Genomic DNA, 16556 nt, shown 5'->3' with positions numbered 1-16556 from the left:
CGACGCGCTCAGCCCGGATTCCAGTCGCGTGGCGCGTCGTCGTTCCGGAGCGATGAGATACGGCGGGCGTACTCCGCCGCGGTCTCGGGGCTCTCTGCGACGTTCTGCATGAGCCACGTCGTCATGTTGAACTCCTGCACTGCCCGCAGCGTCGGGAAGCCGGACCAGGTACGGAGATCCCGCCCGTACGCGCCGACGAAGCCGCCGTACTCCTGTGGGGTCTGCCACCCCAGGCTGTGGTGCTCGGTGGCCGTGACCATCAGATCCCACTCGGGGAAGTCGTAGCTGAACCTCTCCAGGTCGATCAGGATCACCCGATCGTTCCTGTCCACCATCAGGTTCTGTACGTGGGCGTCCCCGTGCACCGGCCCCTTCTCGGAGTCGAACCGGAGATCCCCCACCCGGTCCCGCAGCTCATGCGCGCGCTTCCGCAGGAACGCCCGATCGTCCTCCGGTATGTCCACCGCCGCGTTGATCCGCCGGTCCGTCCGGTCCAGGACCGGGTACGGGGGCAGCGTCAGCGAGGCCGGCAGGCTCAGCGAGTGCAGGTCGCGCAGGACCCCGCCCAACTCCCCGTACGTGGGCTTCCGGTCGCTCTCCTCGATCAGGTGCCAGAACGTCACCGGGTGGCCGTCGACGACCATCGGTTGTTCGAGGTCATCGATCACCCGTGTGACGGGGAAGCTCTCGCCCGCCAGCCAGCGCGATACCAGCACCTCACCCCGCGCCGACTCCAGGTACTCCGCCGAGCGGGCGATCCGTACCACCACCGGGTGCGCGGCGAGACGGAACAGCGCGTTCTCTCCCAGCCGGAGCGGCCGCGCGCCCTCACCGTCGAGCCCCGCGCGTCGGCATGCCAGCGCCATCACCTCCGCGGCACGGGCCGCCGTGAAGCCCGTTGCCGCACTTCCCGCCGCAGCAGATGGCATGCCCTTCCCCACTCCCTGGCCCGCAACAGACGTCAATGCGACCGTACCCACGGGAGGCGGTGGCAGACGAGCCGGGCAAGATGCGAAGGACAAAAGGACCATGGACGCGGCTTGACATGGAGCAAGCCGTCGCCCCCCCCCGCGTCAGGCCGCGAACTCCGTGAGGTCGATGGCGTGGACGTGCAGGGGGAAGCCGTGGGCGGGGTGGACCGTGTCGCGTTCCAGGGTCATGCCGAGCTTGCGCATCACGTTCTCGGACGCCTCGTTCCCGGGGCGGCTGATGCTGATCACCCGCTCCAGGCCCCGGTCCTGGAGCGCGAACTCCAGTGCCGCGTGCGCCGCTTCCGAGGCGTAGCCCTGGCCCCAGAAGGGCTGGCCCAGGCGCCAGCCGATCTCGATGTCCGGCAGTGCTTCGGGCAGGAACGCGGGTACGGAGAGTCCCGCGAAGCCGGCCAGTTCACCCGAGGCGAGCAGTTCGACGGCGAAGAGGCCGAAGCCCTCCTCGTCCCACTCCTCCTCCCACCGCTCGATGTCCTCCGCCGTCTGGTCGAGGCTTCGCACCGAGCCGTCGTCGATCCATCGCATGACCTCCGGGTCCGCGTTGATCTCGGCCATGGGTACGAGGTCCTCCTCGTGCCAGCGGCGGAGGAGGAGGCGGGGTGTCTGGATCTCGGTCATGCCACCCATCCTGGCGGAGGCGGCGGCCATGGGGGTAATCGGCGGCAGCTGGTCAGGAGGCGGCGGGGGGCGTGGGCGGTGCGGCGGTGAGGACGACCGTGCGGCCGTCCGGGTCCTTCAGGGTGTGCTCGCCCTCGGGGCGGGCGGCGGTGGCGGGGGCGGTGAGGCCCAGCCGGAGGGAGCCCGTGGCGGGGCGGCGGTCGTCGGCGGGGTACAGCTCCAGGACCGCGCCGCCGTCCAGAACCGCGGCGTAGTGCTCGGGGCCGCTGCCGTGCCGTTCGCGTACGAAGGCCAGCCCCAGGCCGGTGTAGAAGTCCCGGCAGGCGGTCAGTCGGTCGGTGTAGAGGACGACGAGGTCGATGAGCATCCGGCGGGCCTCCTGGGCTGGGCGGCGGCGGATCGGTCCGTACCGTTCGCAGCCTACGTGGGCGCACCGACACACCGTCGGCCGCATGTTCGCGATGTCCCCGTACGGGAGGGGCCGTGGGCGAGGGCTCCCGGTGACGCACGGGCCCCGACACACCGTCGGCCGCGCCCGGCGGGCTCCGTCCCGCGCCGCTTCGGACCGTACCGCGTCTGCTGTACGGCGGCGGCCGGCCGTACTCCTCAAGGAGGTCGCCGGGTTCCGACCGGGGGTACGGCGGTCCGTCCCCGGGGCCGTTTAGGGTTCAAGGATGGAGACCCCAACCCCCCGCCGCTCCTGGCTGCGCGCGCGATGGCCGGTGGTTCTGGCCGCCTTCGCCGTGCTGGTCGGAGCCGGCACCTGGACCGCCGTCGCGTCGGACGGTGCGCCCGCCGTGCACCGGGAGGACCGGGTGATGGCGATGCCGGGTGCCCGGATCGACACCTCGTACTTCACCTCGGGCGGCGGCGGGCGCAGGCCCGCCGTGCTGATCGGGCACGGGTTCGGCGGCAGCAAGGCCGATGTGCGGGACCAGGCCGAGAAGCTGGCGCGCGACGGGTACGCGGTGCTGACCTGGTCGGCGCGCGGCTTCGGGAAGTCCACCGGCCGGATCGGGATCAACGACCCGGACCGCGAGGTCAAGGACGTGTCCCGGCTGATCGACTGGCTCGCGAAGCGGCCCGAGGTGCTGCTCGACGCGAAGGGCGATCCCCGGGTCGGGCTCACGGGCGCCTCGTACGGCGGGGCCGTCTCCCTGCTCGCCGCCGGGTACGACAAGCGGGTCGACGCGATCGCCCCGCAGATCACGTACTGGAACCTCGCCGACGCCCTCTTCCCCGACGGCGTCTTCAAGAAGCTCTGGGCCGGGATCTTCTTCTCCAACGGCGGCGGCTGCGAGAACTTCGAGAAGGCGCTGTGCGCGATGTACCAGCGGGTCGCGGTCTCCGGCACCCCCGACGCGTCCGCCCGCACCCTGCTGGAGGAGCGCAGCCCGTCCGCCGTGGCCGACCGTATCGATGTGCCCGCGCTGATCTTCCAGGGCCAGACCGACTCGCTCTTCCCGCTCGGTCACGCCGACGCCATGGAGAAGGCGATCCGCGCCAACGGCGCACCGGTCGACGTCGACTGGATCGCGGGCGGGCACGACGGCGGCGACATGGAGGGCGGCCGGGTGCTGAACCGGGTCTCCTCCTGGTTCGACCGCTACCTCAAGGACGACAAGGGCGTGGACACCGGGCCCGCGTTCCGGGTCACCAGGACCGGAGGCGTCGACTCCACCGACGGCAGGGCCCAGGTGCGGGGCGCGAGCGGCGCCCGCTATCCGGGGCTGGAGAGCGGCACCACCACCGTTCCGCTGAGCGGCTCCACCGAGACCTTCGAGAATCCGGCGGGCGGGAGCCCGCCCGCGATCTCCACCGTTCCCGGCATCGGCGGCGGACTCTCCCAGCTGTCCACGTTCGGCGTCGGGCTCTCGCTCGACTTCCCCGGACAGCACGCCGCCTTCGACTCCGCGCCCCTCGAACGGTCGCTGCGGATCACCGGCACCCCGACCGTCCGCGCCACCGTCAGCTCCAGCAGCGGTGACGCGGTGCTGTTCGCCAAGGTGTACGACGTGGGCCCCGAGGGCGGCCGGAACGTGCTGCCGTCGCAACTCGTCGCGCCCATCAGGGTGGAGGACGCGAAAAAGGGCAGGACGGTGGAGCTGACCCTGCCCGCCGTGGACCATCGGCTGGCCCCCGGGCACCGGCTGCGGCTCGTGCTCGCCGCCACCGACCTCGGCTACGCCTCGCCGGCCGAACCCGCCACGTACAAGGTCTCCCTCGACGGTCCGCTGACCGTACCGACCGTGCCCGCGCTCACCAGTGGGTCCGCGGCGCTGCCCTGGTGGACCTGGGGGCTGCCGGCGATCGGCGTGCTGATCGCGGCCGGGCTGCTGCTCGCCGCCCGCCGCCGCGGCAGCGCCCCGGCGCCCGACCCCGAACTGGCCGACGTGCCGCTGCGGATCGACGGTCTGGCGAAGCGGTACGCCAGGTCCGCCGACCGGTACGCGGTCCGTGATCTCTCCTTCCAGGTGGAGAAGGGGCAGGTGCTCGGGCTGCTCGGTCCGAACGGTGCCGGAAAGACCACCACTTTGCGCATGCTGATGGGGCTGATCACCCCGGACGCCGGCGAGATCAGGGTCTTCGGCCATGCCATCCGGCCGGGCGCCCCGGTGCTCTCCCGGGTCGGCGCGTTCGTGGAAGGCGCGGGCTTCCTGCCGCATCTGTCGGGACGGGCCAACCTGGAGCTGTACTGGCAGGCCACCGGCCGTCCCGCCGAGGACTCCCACATCGAGGAGGCCCTGGAGATCGCCGGGCTCGGCGACGCGCTCGCCCGGGCCGTACGCACCTACTCGCAGGGGATGCGGCAGCGGCTCGCCATCGCGCAGGCCATGCTCGGTATGCCGGATCTGCTGATCCTCGACGAACCGACCAACGGTCTCGACCCGCCGCAGATCCGCGAGATGCGGGACGTGATGGTCCGGTACGCGGCGGGCGGCAGGACCGTCATCGTCTCCAGCCATCTCCTCTCCGAGGTCGAGCAGTCCTGCACGCATCTGGTGGTCATGCGCCGTGGCCAACTCGTGCAGGCGGGGCGGGTGGAGGAGATCACCGGTTCGGGCGACACCCTGCTCGTCACCACCGCCGAGGAGGTGCCGGAGCCTGTGATCGAGAAGATCGGCGCGCTGGCCGGGGTCGGTTCGGCGGTCCGCGCGGACGGCGGCCCCGGGCTGCTCGTCCGGCTCGACGGCGCGAGCACCACCACCCTGGTCACCGAGTTGATACGGCTGGATGTCCCGCTGACCGGGGTCGGACCCCACCGCCGCCTGGAGGACGCGTTCCTCACCCTGATCTCCGGAGGCTCCGCATGAGCGCGCTGACCGAGTCGGCCCCCGGCTACCGGGCCCGGCGCACCCTGCCGCTGCGGGTCGAGGCGCTGCGGCAGTTGCGGCGCAGGCGGACGCTGGCGATGGGGGTCATGCTGGCCGCGCTGCCTTTCGTCCTGATCGTGGCGTTCGCCATCGGGGGCGCCCCGGACGGCTCCGCACGCGGCGGGGTGACCCTGATGGACACCGCCACGGCCTCCGGCGCCAACTTCGCGGCGACCTGTCTCTTCGTCTCGGCCGGCTTTCTGCTGGTGGTGCCCGTCGCGCTGTTCTTCGGGGACACCGTGGCCTCCGAGGCGAGCTGGTCCTCCCTGCGCTACCTCCTCGCCGCTCCCGTCCCCCGCTGGCGGCTGCTGTGGAGCAAGTTGGTGGTCGCGCTCGGGATGAGCGCGGCGGCGATGGTCCTGCTGCCCGTGGTCGGGCTGGTGGCCGGTACCGCCGCTTACGGCTGGGGGCCGCTGGAGCTGCCGACCGGTGGCTCTCTGGCCACGGCCGACGCCCTGCCGAGACTGGCGCTGGTCGTCGCGTTCATCTTCGTCTCCCAACTGGTGACCGGGGCCCTCGCCTTCTGGCTGTCCACCAGGACCGACGCCCCGCTGGGCGCGGTCGGTGGCGCGGTCGGCCTGACGATCGTCGGCAATGTCCTGGACGCGGTGACCGCGCTCGGTTCCTGGCGGGACTTCCTGCCCGCGCACTGGCAGTTCGCGTGGGCGGACGCGCTTCAGCCGCAGCTGGAGTGGGGCGGCATGGTGAAGGGCACGGCCGTCTCGGTCACCTACGCCGTGGTGCTGTTCGCCCTGGCCTTCAAGGGGTTCTCCCGCAAGGACATCGTGTCGTAGGAACAATTCTCAGATCCAGCCCCGTCGAGCCGCTTCCGTACCCGCGCGGAAGCGGCTCGTCGTGCCGAGGGCGGCCAGCAGCTCGCCCACCCGGCGGCTGTAGGTGCGGCTGGACATGCCCAGCCGGGCCGCCGCCGTCTCGTCGGTGAGCCCGGCCACCATGGCCTCCAGCACGGGCCGTAACGGCGCCGCCAGACCTTCCGGGGCCGGCGGCTCCGCCGTGGGCAGCTCCTCGCCGGTCTCCCACCAGATCTCATGGGTGCGCACCAGAGCCTGTACGACCACGGGATCGCGGATCAACAGCAGCCCGTGGTAGTGCAGTTGGAGATCGAGAGGAATCGCGGCGACGGAGCGGTCGACCAGGATCATCTTGAACGGGATGGACTCGGTCTGCCGCGCCAGGCCGGGGAGTTGCCGGGGCAGGGAGTGCGGGAGCGCGGTCAGTCCGTGCCGGGGCACGATCCTGCGTACGCCGACCGACGGGGAGCGCCGCCGCCGTCGGCCCCTGCCGCCGCCAGCGCCGGGGGAGTCCGGCCCGCTTTCGAGCCATACGTGGTCACCCGCCGCCCGCACACAGGCGCCGGCGGCTTCGGCGGACTCGTCCGGGACGCACTGGCCCGGACAGCTGCCCGGGTCGTCGAAGATCAGCATCTCCTTGCGGGCGGAGCGCACCAGCGCGGTCAGAGCCGCCGTCACCTCCCGCACGCCCCGGATGGGCCTACCGGGTGGATGCGGCGCGTCCACCGCTTCCTCCCGCGTCGCGCTCACCGAAAGCGTCGACCTGTTGAGTACGGAACCTGACACTTCCCCCATGGCTGACCACCCCCGCCATCCCCTCGGAGTCGTACGCCACTCCATGTACTCACATCATTGCTCACTGTGACAAGTGCAGTTCAGGGTGATGGCGACTCCACGCCGCAGGGCAGGTGCGGGGCGGGTGCGAAGTCGGCGGGGAGCCGGTGGGGCGGGTGCCGTCCCGTGTGATCTGTGCGCCGGAATGGCGCTGGTGTTCCCTGATTCGGCGCGAGTTGCCCGTGGGGCTGCCGTGGTTTCGGTGCGGCTCCGGGAAAAGGCCGAGGGGACCCTTGCCGGAGGGAAATTATCCGCAGCGGTCGGGTGAACGGGATCGAAAACGTGGTGGGGACCAGGACGATGTCCGTCCGGGTCCCCACCACGTTGCGATATGTGCGCGGTTCGACACCGCTATTTCGTGAATCTCTCTACCACCGGTACCACCGGCCGCGCTTTCCGCCACTGGCGGCAGGGCGCATCACGAAGCCCAGCAGCCATACGATCAGGACGATCGCGGCGATCCACCAGAGTGCCTTGACGGCGAATCCGACACCGAAGAGCAGCAGGGCGAGCAGAAGAACAACTATCAGGGGAACCATTGTCATCAACCTCCGAGCAGCCGTGTGCCCCCTGTTCCGGGGCTCATGCGTGGGACTCCGGGAGGTATTCAATTGTTTTCCGGGACGCTTTCGGGGAACGCGCTCTCGCTCGCACGTGCTCTCGCTCGAATGCGCCGGCGCTCGAACGGGCGGCCGCTGGAGCGGGCTCGAACGGGCCGCTGCCCGTACCGGGAACCCGGTACGGGCAGCGGTGCGTGGATCGGGCCGTGTCGGTGGCCGGGGCTACTTCGGCATCAGCACCGAGTCGACCAGGTACACCGTGGCGTTGGCCGTCTTGATGTTGCCGCAGACGATGTTCGCCGTGTCGTTCACCTTGAACGTCGTGCCGGACCCCGACGTGGTGAGGTCGGTGCCCTCCAGGGTCTTGAAGGTCCCCTTCGGCAGCTCGTTGGGGGTGACCGTCTTGTCCACCACGTGGTACTTCAGGACCTTGGCCAGCTCGGCCTTGTCGGCCAGCAGCTTGTCGAGCTGATCCTTCGGGACCTTGTCGAAGGCCGCGTTGGTCGGCGCGAACAGGGTGATGTTCTTGGCCGAGTCGAGCGTGTCGGTCAGTCCGGCCTTCTTCACGGCGGTGACCAGGGTGGCGAGTTGCGGATTGTGCGAAGCGGCCGTGGCCACCTTCTCCTTCGCCATCTCCTTGACGCTTCCGCTGCCCGTCTTCGGCACCGCGGAGCAGTCCGGGCCGAACGGTACGGGCGCCGTCGACTCGCTGGTGGACGGCGAGGGTGAGGTGCTGGACGACGCGCTGGGCGAGGTCGAGGCGCTGGCGCTGGCGCTGGACGGCGTGCTGGGTGTCGGGGTCTCCGCGAGCGCCTGGGGCGCCATTGCGCCCAGGGTGACCGGGAGCGCTGCCGCCACGGCTGCTGCCACGACGGTGGTGCGGATGCGGTTGGGCTTCATGTTTCGATTCCTCTTCCTGTGGGAGGAGGGCCCCGGCTCGGGCCCGGAGGCGTCGACGACGGCCGGGTGGGCCGGTCAATCGGTGGCCCGGAGGCGCCGGAGGGGGCGTGCTCACCCGTCCGGCATGTCGCGTACGACGATCGCGATCCTGTTGTCTGATCGAGCCACCGAGTAAAGGGTAGACATAACGCGGCGTTTTGAGCATCTTGAGGCGGATTCGACCGGTGTGCGGCCCGGGGAGGGGCGCCACGGAGGCTACGGCTCGGACACCCTGGAGCCGCCATCCGTACGGAAGCGGCCATCCGGCCCGGAATCGCCACCGGAGCCGCCGTCCGTCCCGCCGGGCCGCGCACCGGGGCCGGAACCCCCGCCGCGCCGGTCGGCCAGCACCAGCCCCAGCCCGCACGCCCAGCCGACCGGCTGGAGCGCCCAGTAACTCAGCACGCGGTAGAGGAGCGTGACGGCGATCGCCTGCTCCGTGCTCAGCCCGTACACCACCAGCAGGGCCGTGAGGCTCGTCTCGACCACCCCGAGGCCGCCGGGGGTCAGCCGCAGACTCCCCGCGAACTGCGTCAGCGCGTACGCCGCGAGCATCCCGTGCCAGGGCACGTGGATCCCCAGACTCCACACGCACGTGACCAGACAGGCCAGATCGAAACCCCAGTTGAGCACCGCCGCCGCGACCGGCCGCAGCCAGGGGCCCGGTCCCGGCCGGGTGGCGCGGACATGGCGGCCCAGCCGGGACAGGGCCTGTTCGGCGTCCCAGAGCCGCCGTGAGCGCAGTCCGAGCCGCCGCCAGCCGCGCCGGACCCCGCGGCGTATCCGGGGGAAGCGCGACAGCCCCGCCACCACGCCCACCGCCACGAGCGCGGCCACCGCCAGGACGACGACGGCGCCCCGCAGCCCCGAAGCGGGGCCGGAGGAGCCCGCCACCAGCACCCCGGCCAGCAGCAGGACGAACAGGCTCAGCCCCGACAGCGCCCCCGCCACCGCCAGCGCCGCGCCCGCGAGCACCTGCTCGACGCCCCTGCGCCGCAGCCGCCGGAAGATCCACGCGGCGGCGAAAGCGGCCCCGCCGGGCAGCGCCCCCGCGATGGCGTTGGCCGCCAGCACCAGGGCGACCATGGCACGCAGCCGTATCCGGGCGCCCCCGGCCCGCAGCAGCCACCACTGGAGCGCCGCGAGACAGAACAGGGCGACCGCCTCGCACCCGGCGGCCACCACCAGGCGGTACGGGCGGACCTCACCGATCAGCTGGACGGCGGACACCAGCTCATGGCGCCGGGTGACCGCGACGGCCACGGCGAGCGCCACGAGTACGGCCGCGACCAGCCACCACCAGGGGCGTATCGCCGTCCGGGCCGGCGCATGCGGCGGGTCCCCCTCGTGCCCCCCGGGGTGATCGACCACCTCTCATACGATACGACCGGTACGTGCACCGGACCCGCGCACCGGACCCGCGCATCACCGGACCCGCGCATCACCGGACCCGCGCACCACCGGACCCGCGCACCGGATCCGGTGCGCGGGTCCCCGCTCAGGAGCGAACGCGCGAGACCGGTCCCACCGGCCCCGCCGCCCCGGCGGACTCCCCGTGCTGCCCCGGCTGCCCGCCGTAGCTCAGCTCGCTGGCCAGCAGCGCCGCCCCGACCACGCCCGCGCGGGGGCCGAGTTCGGACATGACGATCGGGAGGTTGCCGGTGGCCAGGGGAAGTGACCGCTTGTAGACGACGCTGCGGATCTCGGAGAGCAGGACGTAGCCCAGCCCGGCCAGCCCGCCACCGATCACGATCATCGACGGGTTCATGAAGCTGACCAGGGTGGCGAGCACCTGCCCGACCCGGTGGCCGCCGTCGCGGATGAGGGTGACGGACGCGGTGTCACCGGCGGTGGCGCACTCGGCGACGTCCACGGCGGTCAGCGCGCCCCGCTCGGCGAGCCGTTCGGCCAGCGCGGGCGACGCCCCGGAGCGAGCGGCGGCGGTCGCGTTCCTGGCGAGCGCGACCCCGCCGAAGTACGCCTCCAGGCAACCCGTGTTGCCACAGGTGCAGACGGGACCGTCGGCCTCGATCTGTATGTGGCCGATGTCGCCGGCGCACCCCTCCGCGCCCCGGTAGATCCGGCCGTGGTGCTGCATGCCCGAGCCGATTCCGCTGCCGATCTTGACGAAGAGCAGATGGTCGACGGTCCTGGCGACCCCGCTGTGCCGCTCCCCGAGGGCCATCACGTTGACGTCGTTGTCGACGACCACCGGGCAACCGTGCTCCCTGGCCAGGGTGTCGCGCACCGGATAGCGGTTCCATCCCACCATGATCGGCGGAGAGACGGGTACGCCGTCGCGGAAGCTGACCGGGCCGGGAAGGCCGATACCGATGGCGTCCAGACGCGTGTAGTGGCCCTGGGCCGCGAGCCCGTGCAGGATCTCGCTGACCCGGTCCAGCACGGCCACCGGGCCCGAGCGGATGTCGGCCGCCTCCGAGTAGGAGGCCACGGGCTCCAGACCACCGTCGGTGATCTCGATGTCGAGCGAACTGGCACCGAGGTCGACGGCGGCGAACCGCAGCCCGGGATCCAGCTGGACGAGAGTGGAGCGCCGGCCGCCGCGCGAGGCGGCCGGACCCGCCTCCAGCACCTTGCCCGCCGCGACCATACGGTCCAGCTCGGCCAGTAACCTCGGGCGCGGGATCTCCAGCCGGTCGGACAACTGGGCCCGGGACAGCGGGCCGTTGTCGCGCAGCAGGCTCAGGACCCGGTACGGAACGCTCATGGGCTCACTTCCTCGATCCTCGGAACGCCCATTCGGTAACAGGCCCTTACCGTGCGACCGTACGCAACTTTCGCTGCCACCGCCAAAAGTTCGGCGGTCAGGGAGTTGCCGCCCCACCACCCGCCGGTGGGACGGCAACTCCTCCTCGTCCGGCGAGGTCAGCCCGCCGAACTCCCCGTCAGGTCTCCCTTCACGGCCCGTGCGTCCCGCGCGAGCGCCGCGCCCGCCGCCCGGTCCGGCACCAGCGCCGGATCACCGGCGGACTCGGCGAACGACTCCAGTACCGCCGCCGCCCGGCTGGTCCGCCCGGCCTCGGCGTGCTCCCGCGCCTGGTCGAGCCGGAGCGTCAGGCGCTGAAGCCCCTGCGCCGACACCAGCCCGTCCTCGCGCAGCCGGGGCAGCAGCGCGTCGAGGTCGTCGAAGGAGGTACGGACGGTGAAACGCACCGTCTTCGTGGTGGAGTTACCGGCCCGGTCGCGGGCCGTCACCTTCAGCTCATGGCCGCCCAGCGCGAGCCGCCACAGCTCCAGGGGCCGCTCGGAGACCAGCGCGGCGCCGTCCAGGGTGGTGGTCGCTGTGGCGCCTCCGGAGACCGTGTCGGTGGCCGTGACCACCGGCGTCGGACGCTTCGAGTCGCCGTACACGCCGTCCCCGTCCAGTCCGGTGACCGTCACGGCGGGGCCGGTCCGGTCGATCCGTACGGTCAGGCTGCCGGTCTCGGAGACATTGCCACCGCTGTCCGTCGCGCGGTAGAGGACGGTGGTGGCGCCCTCCGTGGAGAGGGTGACGGCGGCGTTGGCCGACAGCCAGGTAGTACCGCCGTTGACGGAGTACTGCCGGCCGCTGACCGTGCCGTTGTCGGTCGCGGTGACGTTCAGCGTCACATTGCCGGTGTACCAGCCGTTGTCACCGTTGGGGCGCGCCGGGTTCAGCGTGGCGGTCACCCGCGGTGGCGTCCGGTCCGCGACCCCCGGCCCCTGGAAGGTCAGCGAGTCCAGCTCGACGCCCCCGGAGGAGGTGACGAACAGCTCGCCGGTCCCCGAAGGGGCCGTGCCGAAGGCGGTGTCGACGGTCCGCCAGCCGTCGCCCGCCGGCACCGAGACGGTCGCGAACGGCTCGGCGTCCGCCGCGTTCCAGCGCAGCGCCAGGGTTCCGGCGCCGCTCGCCCGGGTTTTCACGCCGGTGACGCCGGCGAACGAGACCGGGTCGTAGGCGATCCAGTCCCCGGCGTCGAAGGACGTCAGCTTCCGCTGCCCGGAGGCCGTGGCGTCGTCGGTGACCGTGACTCCGGCCGCGGAGTCGTAGTGCTCGGCCTGCATGAGCGCCGGGTTGAGCACCACCTGGGCGTCACCGGTGGCCGGCGGCACACCGCCGGCGCCCTTGTCGGTGTACGAGATACCGAGGACGCCGAAGACGTTCTCGGTGTCCCCGTGCCCCGCGTCGGTGGGGGTCACGACCGCGCCCGCGCAGCCGGTGCCGCTGTTGACCGGGTGGCCGTGCTGGTTGTGGCCGAGTCCGAAGGTCCAGGCGACCTTGGCGCAGTCGACGTTCTTGCCGTCCTCGGCGTCCTCGATGTCGACGCCGTACGGCACGGCGTCGCCCCAGTTGAAGAACCCGCCGTCGGGCGGTGAGGTGATCGCCACGGTCGGGGCGGTGTTGCCGACGGTGATCTGGCGGCTGGTCAGCCCGGTCTTGCCCTGCGGGTCGGTGACCTTCAGCCGGGCCTGGAACTGGCCGTTGTCCGGATAGACGCGGGTGGCGTGCGGCCCGGTGGCGTCGAAGACGCCGTCACCGTCGAGGTCCCACTGATAGGTGAGTTCGCCGTCCTCCGGGTCGGTGGACGCGGTGGCGTCGAAGGAGACCGTCAGCGGGGCCTGCCCGGAGGTCGGGTCGGCCTTGATCACGGCGGTGGGCGCCTTGTTGCCCTCCGCGTAGTCGATCCGGTAGAGGCCCGCGTCGGGGTTCTGCCGGAAGAACCCGTCGCCGTAGTCCAGTACGTACAGCGCGCCGTCCGGGCCGAACTCCAGGTCCATCGGGTTGTCCCAGGGCGGGATGCCGTTCTCGGAACGCTCGCTGTTGGGCAGCACGTTCTCCAGCTTGGTCACCGGACCGTCCGGGCCTTCGAGGCTGAGGGCGGCGACATAGTCCTGGGAGAACTCGCCGAAGAACGCCTTGCCGTCCCAGTACGCCGGGAACTTGCCGGGCGCGGGGTTGTCCGCGTCGTAGTGGTAGACGGGACCCGCCATCGGCGCCTGCCCGCCGGGACCGCCGGGACCGCGGAAGGCGGTCAGCTCGGGCCAGGGCTGGTCGGTGTCGCGGTCCCCGTACCAGAGCGTGGCGGGGACGGACGGCGGCAGCACGGACAGGCCGGTGTTCCAGCGCGAGTCGTTGACCGGCGCGGCGCAGTCGAAGGCCGGCCCCGGGGTGAGCGTGGCGAAGTCGAAGTCCCGGTACGGGTGCGAGTTGTCACCGGCGCAGAACGGCCAGCCGCTGTTCATGGGCTTGGTCGTGGTCTGCCACTCGACGTACCCCATCGGCCCCCGGTCCGGGTCCGCCGTACCGGCGTCCGGGCCGTAGTCGCCCCACATCACGGCGCCGGTCTCCCGGTCGACCGTCATGCGGAAGGGGTTGCGCAGACCCATCACGAAGATCTCCGGCCGGGTCCTGGCGGTGCCGGGGGCGAAGAGGTTCCCCTCGGGGACCGTGTAGCTCCCGTCCTCCGCGACCTTGATCCGGAGGATCTTCCCGCGCAGGTCGTTGGTGTTGCCGGCGCCCCGGCGCTCGTCCAGCCCCGGGTTGTAGGTCGGCGCGTCGTTGATCGGGGTGTAGCCGTTGACGTTGGGCCCCGACGCCGGGGTGTTGCCGCCGGTCGACAGATAGAGATTGCCGTCCGCGTCGAAGTCCACGTCACCGGCGACGTGGCAGCACTGGCCGCGGTTGGAGGGAATCCGGATGATCTCCTGGGCGGTGGACAGGTCGAGTTCGTCCCCCGTCCACTTGAAGCGGGTGAGGCTCTCGTACCCCTCCCAGCGCTCCCAGTACGAGTCGTCCTGCCCGGCCGGCAGTTGGAGCGGCGCCGAGCCCGTCGGGGTGTCCAGCGGCGGGGAGTAGTAGAGGTAGACCCAGTTGTTGGTGGCGAAGTCCGGGTCCAGGGTGACGGTCTGGAGCCCCATCTCGGAGTTCTGGTAGACGTTCACGTGATTGACGATCTTCGTCACACCGCTGCCGGGGTCGGTCAGCCGCAGATCGCCGTTGCGGGCGGTGTGCAGCACCCGGCTGTCGGGCAGGACGGCGAGGTCGATGGGCTCGCCGGTGTCCTTGGTGAGGGTGACTTTCTCGTAGTTGGCCCAGTCCAGGGCGTGTTCGTGGCCCTCGTGCGCCTGCGCGGCGGGCGCGACGGCGACCGCGCCGCCGAGCGCGGGCAGGGCCAGCAGGAGGGCTCCGGTGATCAGACGTCCCAGGGTGCCCCGCGCGGGGCCGCGTCTCCTCATCCGAGCAGCCCCTTCAGCGCCGTGTAGCTGCGCTGTGCCGCGCCCAGCGAGCCGGGCGGCTCGGGCAGGGTGCCGGGGGCCGTGTCCTGCTCCCAGATGCCGAGGTGCGCGGCGCGCGGACCGATGTCGCGGATGAACCTCTCGTACGGCAGGTCGCCCGCGCCGAACTCCACGATGTCGTAGCCGTTGGCGTTGGACGGGTTCGTGTCGCCGTCCTTCATGTGGAACAGCGGGTAACGGTAGGGCTGGTTACGGACGTAGGCGGCCGGATCGAAACCGGGGTAGCGGTACTGCCCCACGTACGCCCAGTAGATGTCCAGCTCCAGGTACACATGGCGCGGATCGGTGTTCTTCAGGAAGACGTCGTACAGCCGGACGGACGGCTGGTCGGTGGCGAAGGCGAACTCGCCCGCGTGATTGTGCTGGTAGAGCTTGAGGCCACGGGCGGTGGCCGCCGCGCCCCAGGTGTTGAACTCCTCGGCGGCGGCGAGATAGCCCGCCACCGTGTTGCTGTTGGAGGGGGCGTTGGCCGTGCCGATGTGCGGCATGCCGAGGATCTCGGCGGCGTCCAGCTCGCCCTGGAGGCCGGAGCGCAGATTGCCGATGCCGACATGGCTGCCCACGGCGCGCAGCCCGTTGTCGTCGAGAATCCGCCGGATCTCCGGGAGGGTGATCTGCCGGCCCAGGATGGAGGTGTTCTGGGTGTATCCGGCGAACTCGATCTCGCGGTAGCCGATCCGGGCCAGCTCCGTCAGCACGACGGCGAAGCCCAGCGCGCTGACCTTGTCGCGGATGCTGTAGAGCTGGATGCCGATGCGGTCCTTGGGGATCGACGGGGCGCCGGTCGCGGCGGCGGCGGAGGTGGCCGCCGCGACACCGGTGACCGAGGCGGCGGCGAGCGCCACGGTGGTGCCCGCGGTGGCCCGCAGGAAGGCCCTGCGGTCGAAGGACTTGGACGAATGGCCCACGGTCACTCCTTGGGGAATGAGGTGTGAAGAGGTGCGGGGGCGGCCCGCCGAGGGGCCGGGGGGAGCGCGGGGCTCCGTGACATCGAGGTGCCCGGGGGCGTACGGGCTCAGGGGTGTACGGGCTCACGGACGCGGGGGAGGTACGGGGGCGGTCCGCGCGCCGCGTACCGCTACAGGCGGGACGCGCCCGCGGCGTGCGCGTCGGCCCGTGCCCCGGCGGCGCGCTCCTCGGCCTTCGCGGCCAGCTCGTCCCCGCGGTCCTGGACGGCCGCCCGGGCGGAACGGGCGGACGACGCGCCGGCCGCGGCGGTCTCCCCGGTCGTGGTGCCGCGCACCCGCGCCGATTCGCCGACCTTGAGGACGGGCGTGTTGCCGGTGGCGGTGAGCCCGCCCCGGACGATCGTGTTGTCCAGTACGGCGTTGGCGGAGTTCCCGGTGACCGTGAGGTCGCCACCCAGATAGGTGGCGCCCCGGCAGGAGCCGAGCAGCCCTTCGCCGCCGAGCTGGAGCGTGTCCTTGTTGTCCTTGTATACGGTGTCGCCGTACACCTCACCGGCGCACAGGATGCCGCCGAGGGTGTTCCCGCTGACGGTGAGCGCGCCCTTGACGGTGGAGTCGTACACGTCGGTGTACTGGTTCCCCTCGCCGGTGAGGGAGCCGGAGAGGGTGCTGCCGGAGACGTACAGCTCGCCCGACTCGCCCTTGACGCTCCCGCCCAGCGTCGAGTCGACCGCGTACACGAAGCCCCGCCGGGCGCTGATGCCGCCCTTGACGGTGCTCTCCTCCAGGTGGGCGCCGAAGGCGGACCGGGTGGTGAGGACGCCCTTGACGGTGGTGTCGGTGAGGTCCAGGTAGGCGTCGGTGCCCACCTCGACCGCGCCGTTGAACGTGGCGCCCGCGGCCACGAGATCGGCCCCCGCCTCCACGGTCACGGTGCCCTTGACCTTGGTGCCGGTCAGGGTGCACGACTTCCCGGCCGGGACGACCAGGTCGGTGTTGACGGTGACGGCCCCGCCGTCGCCCACGCAGGTGGTGGTGAGCGCGGCCTGCGCGGACCCGGCGAGGGCCACCAGGCCGCCCGAGGCCACCAGCGACGCCAGTGACGCGGTGGCGACGAACCTACGGATCTTCATATCGCTTCCCTTCAGCTGCGACCGCGACCGCGCGGGTCGCGCGATCGGGACTCCGGTGGACGCGCGACGCCTGACACGGGCGAGGGGCCCGGCCGTGGGGGGAGACGTAC

The 16556-nt window shown here is 71.8% G+C and carries 13 protein-coding genes; 2 read left to right on the top strand and 11 right to left on the bottom strand.

Going from position 1 to position 16556, the window contains the following annotated elements; translation table 11 throughout:
* Positions 1-8: 8 nt before the first annotated feature.
* The 3 genes from ACFY6S_RS11385 to ACFY6S_RS11375 all read right to left on the bottom strand — a co-directional run bounded on the left by ACFY6S_RS11385 (position 9) and on the right by ACFY6S_RS11375 (position 1974).
* The gene (locus tag ACFY6S_RS11385; protein ID WP_388825545.1) at positions 9-929 is read right to left on the bottom strand and encodes a phosphotransferase enzyme family protein; all 921 of its coding nucleotides are present in this window, start codon (positions 927-929) and stop codon (positions 9-11) included.
* A gap of 144 nt (positions 930-1073) precedes the next feature.
* A complete protein-coding gene (locus ACFY6S_RS11380; protein WP_388825548.1) occupies positions 1074-1607 on the bottom strand; it encodes a GNAT family N-acetyltransferase in 534 nt (177 codons plus the stop codon).
* Positions 1608-1659: 52 nt separating this feature from the next.
* Entirely contained in the window at positions 1660-1974 is a 315-nt protein-coding gene (locus tag ACFY6S_RS11375) for a VOC family protein (RefSeq protein WP_388825551.1), read from the bottom strand.
* A 307-nt stretch (positions 1975-2281) separates the two neighbouring features.
* Between ACFY6S_RS11375 and ACFY6S_RS11370 the strand changes: the two genes are divergently transcribed.
* Positions 2282-4921, top strand: a complete 2640-nt coding sequence (locus ACFY6S_RS11370) for an alpha/beta fold hydrolase (protein WP_388825554.1) — start codon at positions 2282-2284, stop codon at positions 4919-4921.
* Positions 4918-5775: an ABC transporter permease gene (locus ACFY6S_RS11365; protein ID WP_388825557.1), complete on the top strand. Its 858-nt coding sequence runs from the start codon at positions 4918-4920 to the stop codon at positions 5773-5775. Before ACFY6S_RS11370 ends, ACFY6S_RS11365 begins: the two co-directional genes overlap by 4 nt.
* A gap of 9 nt (positions 5776-5784) precedes the next feature.
* Here the strand turns inward: ACFY6S_RS11365 and ACFY6S_RS11360 are convergent, their stop codons facing one another.
* The 8 genes from ACFY6S_RS11360 to ACFY6S_RS11325 form a co-directional block, all read right to left on the bottom strand.
* Positions 5785-6480, bottom strand: coding sequence for a DNA-binding response regulator (locus ACFY6S_RS11360; protein WP_389462125.1), 696 nt, complete (start codon positions 6478-6480; stop codon positions 5785-5787).
* 515 nt (positions 6481-6995) lie between these two features.
* Positions 6996-7166 (bottom strand): hydrophobic protein, encoded by a 171-nt coding sequence (locus ACFY6S_RS11355; protein ID WP_388825833.1) that lies wholly within the window; start codon positions 7164-7166, stop codon positions 6996-6998.
* Between the two features lie 243 nt (positions 7167-7409).
* Positions 7410-8087, bottom strand: a complete 678-nt coding sequence (locus ACFY6S_RS11350; RefSeq protein ID WP_388825563.1) for a fasciclin domain-containing protein — start codon at positions 8085-8087, stop codon at positions 7410-7412.
* A gap of 255 nt (positions 8088-8342) precedes the next feature.
* Complete coding sequence (locus tag ACFY6S_RS11345) at positions 8343-9497, bottom strand: YbhN family protein (RefSeq protein ID WP_388825566.1); 1155 nt, start codon at positions 9495-9497, stop codon at positions 8343-8345.
* Positions 9498-9624: 127 nt separating this feature from the next.
* Positions 9625-10854 (bottom strand): ROK family protein, encoded by a 1230-nt coding sequence (locus tag ACFY6S_RS11340; protein ID WP_388825569.1) that lies wholly within the window; start codon positions 10852-10854, stop codon positions 9625-9627.
* A 158-nt stretch (positions 10855-11012) separates the two neighbouring features.
* Positions 11013-14345, bottom strand: a complete 3333-nt coding sequence (locus tag ACFY6S_RS11335; RefSeq protein ID WP_388825572.1) for a PQQ-dependent sugar dehydrogenase — start codon at positions 14343-14345, stop codon at positions 11013-11015.
* Positions 14342-15313: a sugar phosphate isomerase/epimerase family protein gene (locus ACFY6S_RS11330; protein ID WP_388825575.1), complete on the bottom strand. Its 972-nt coding sequence runs from the start codon at positions 15311-15313 to the stop codon at positions 14342-14344. Before ACFY6S_RS11330 ends, ACFY6S_RS11335 begins: the two co-directional genes overlap by 4 nt.
* 170 nt (positions 15314-15483) lie before the next feature.
* The gene (locus ACFY6S_RS11325; protein WP_388825578.1) at positions 15484-16446 is read right to left on the bottom strand and encodes a hypothetical protein; all 963 of its coding nucleotides are present in this window, start codon (positions 16444-16446) and stop codon (positions 15484-15486) included.
* Between the last annotated feature and the right edge of the window lie 110 nt (positions 16447-16556).

This window comes from Streptomyces sp. NPDC012835, assembly GCF_042900885.1.
GTDB lineage: Bacteria > Actinomycetota > Actinomycetes > Streptomycetales > Streptomycetaceae > Streptomyces.
This window is presented reverse-complemented; position numbering and strand designations above follow the sequence as displayed.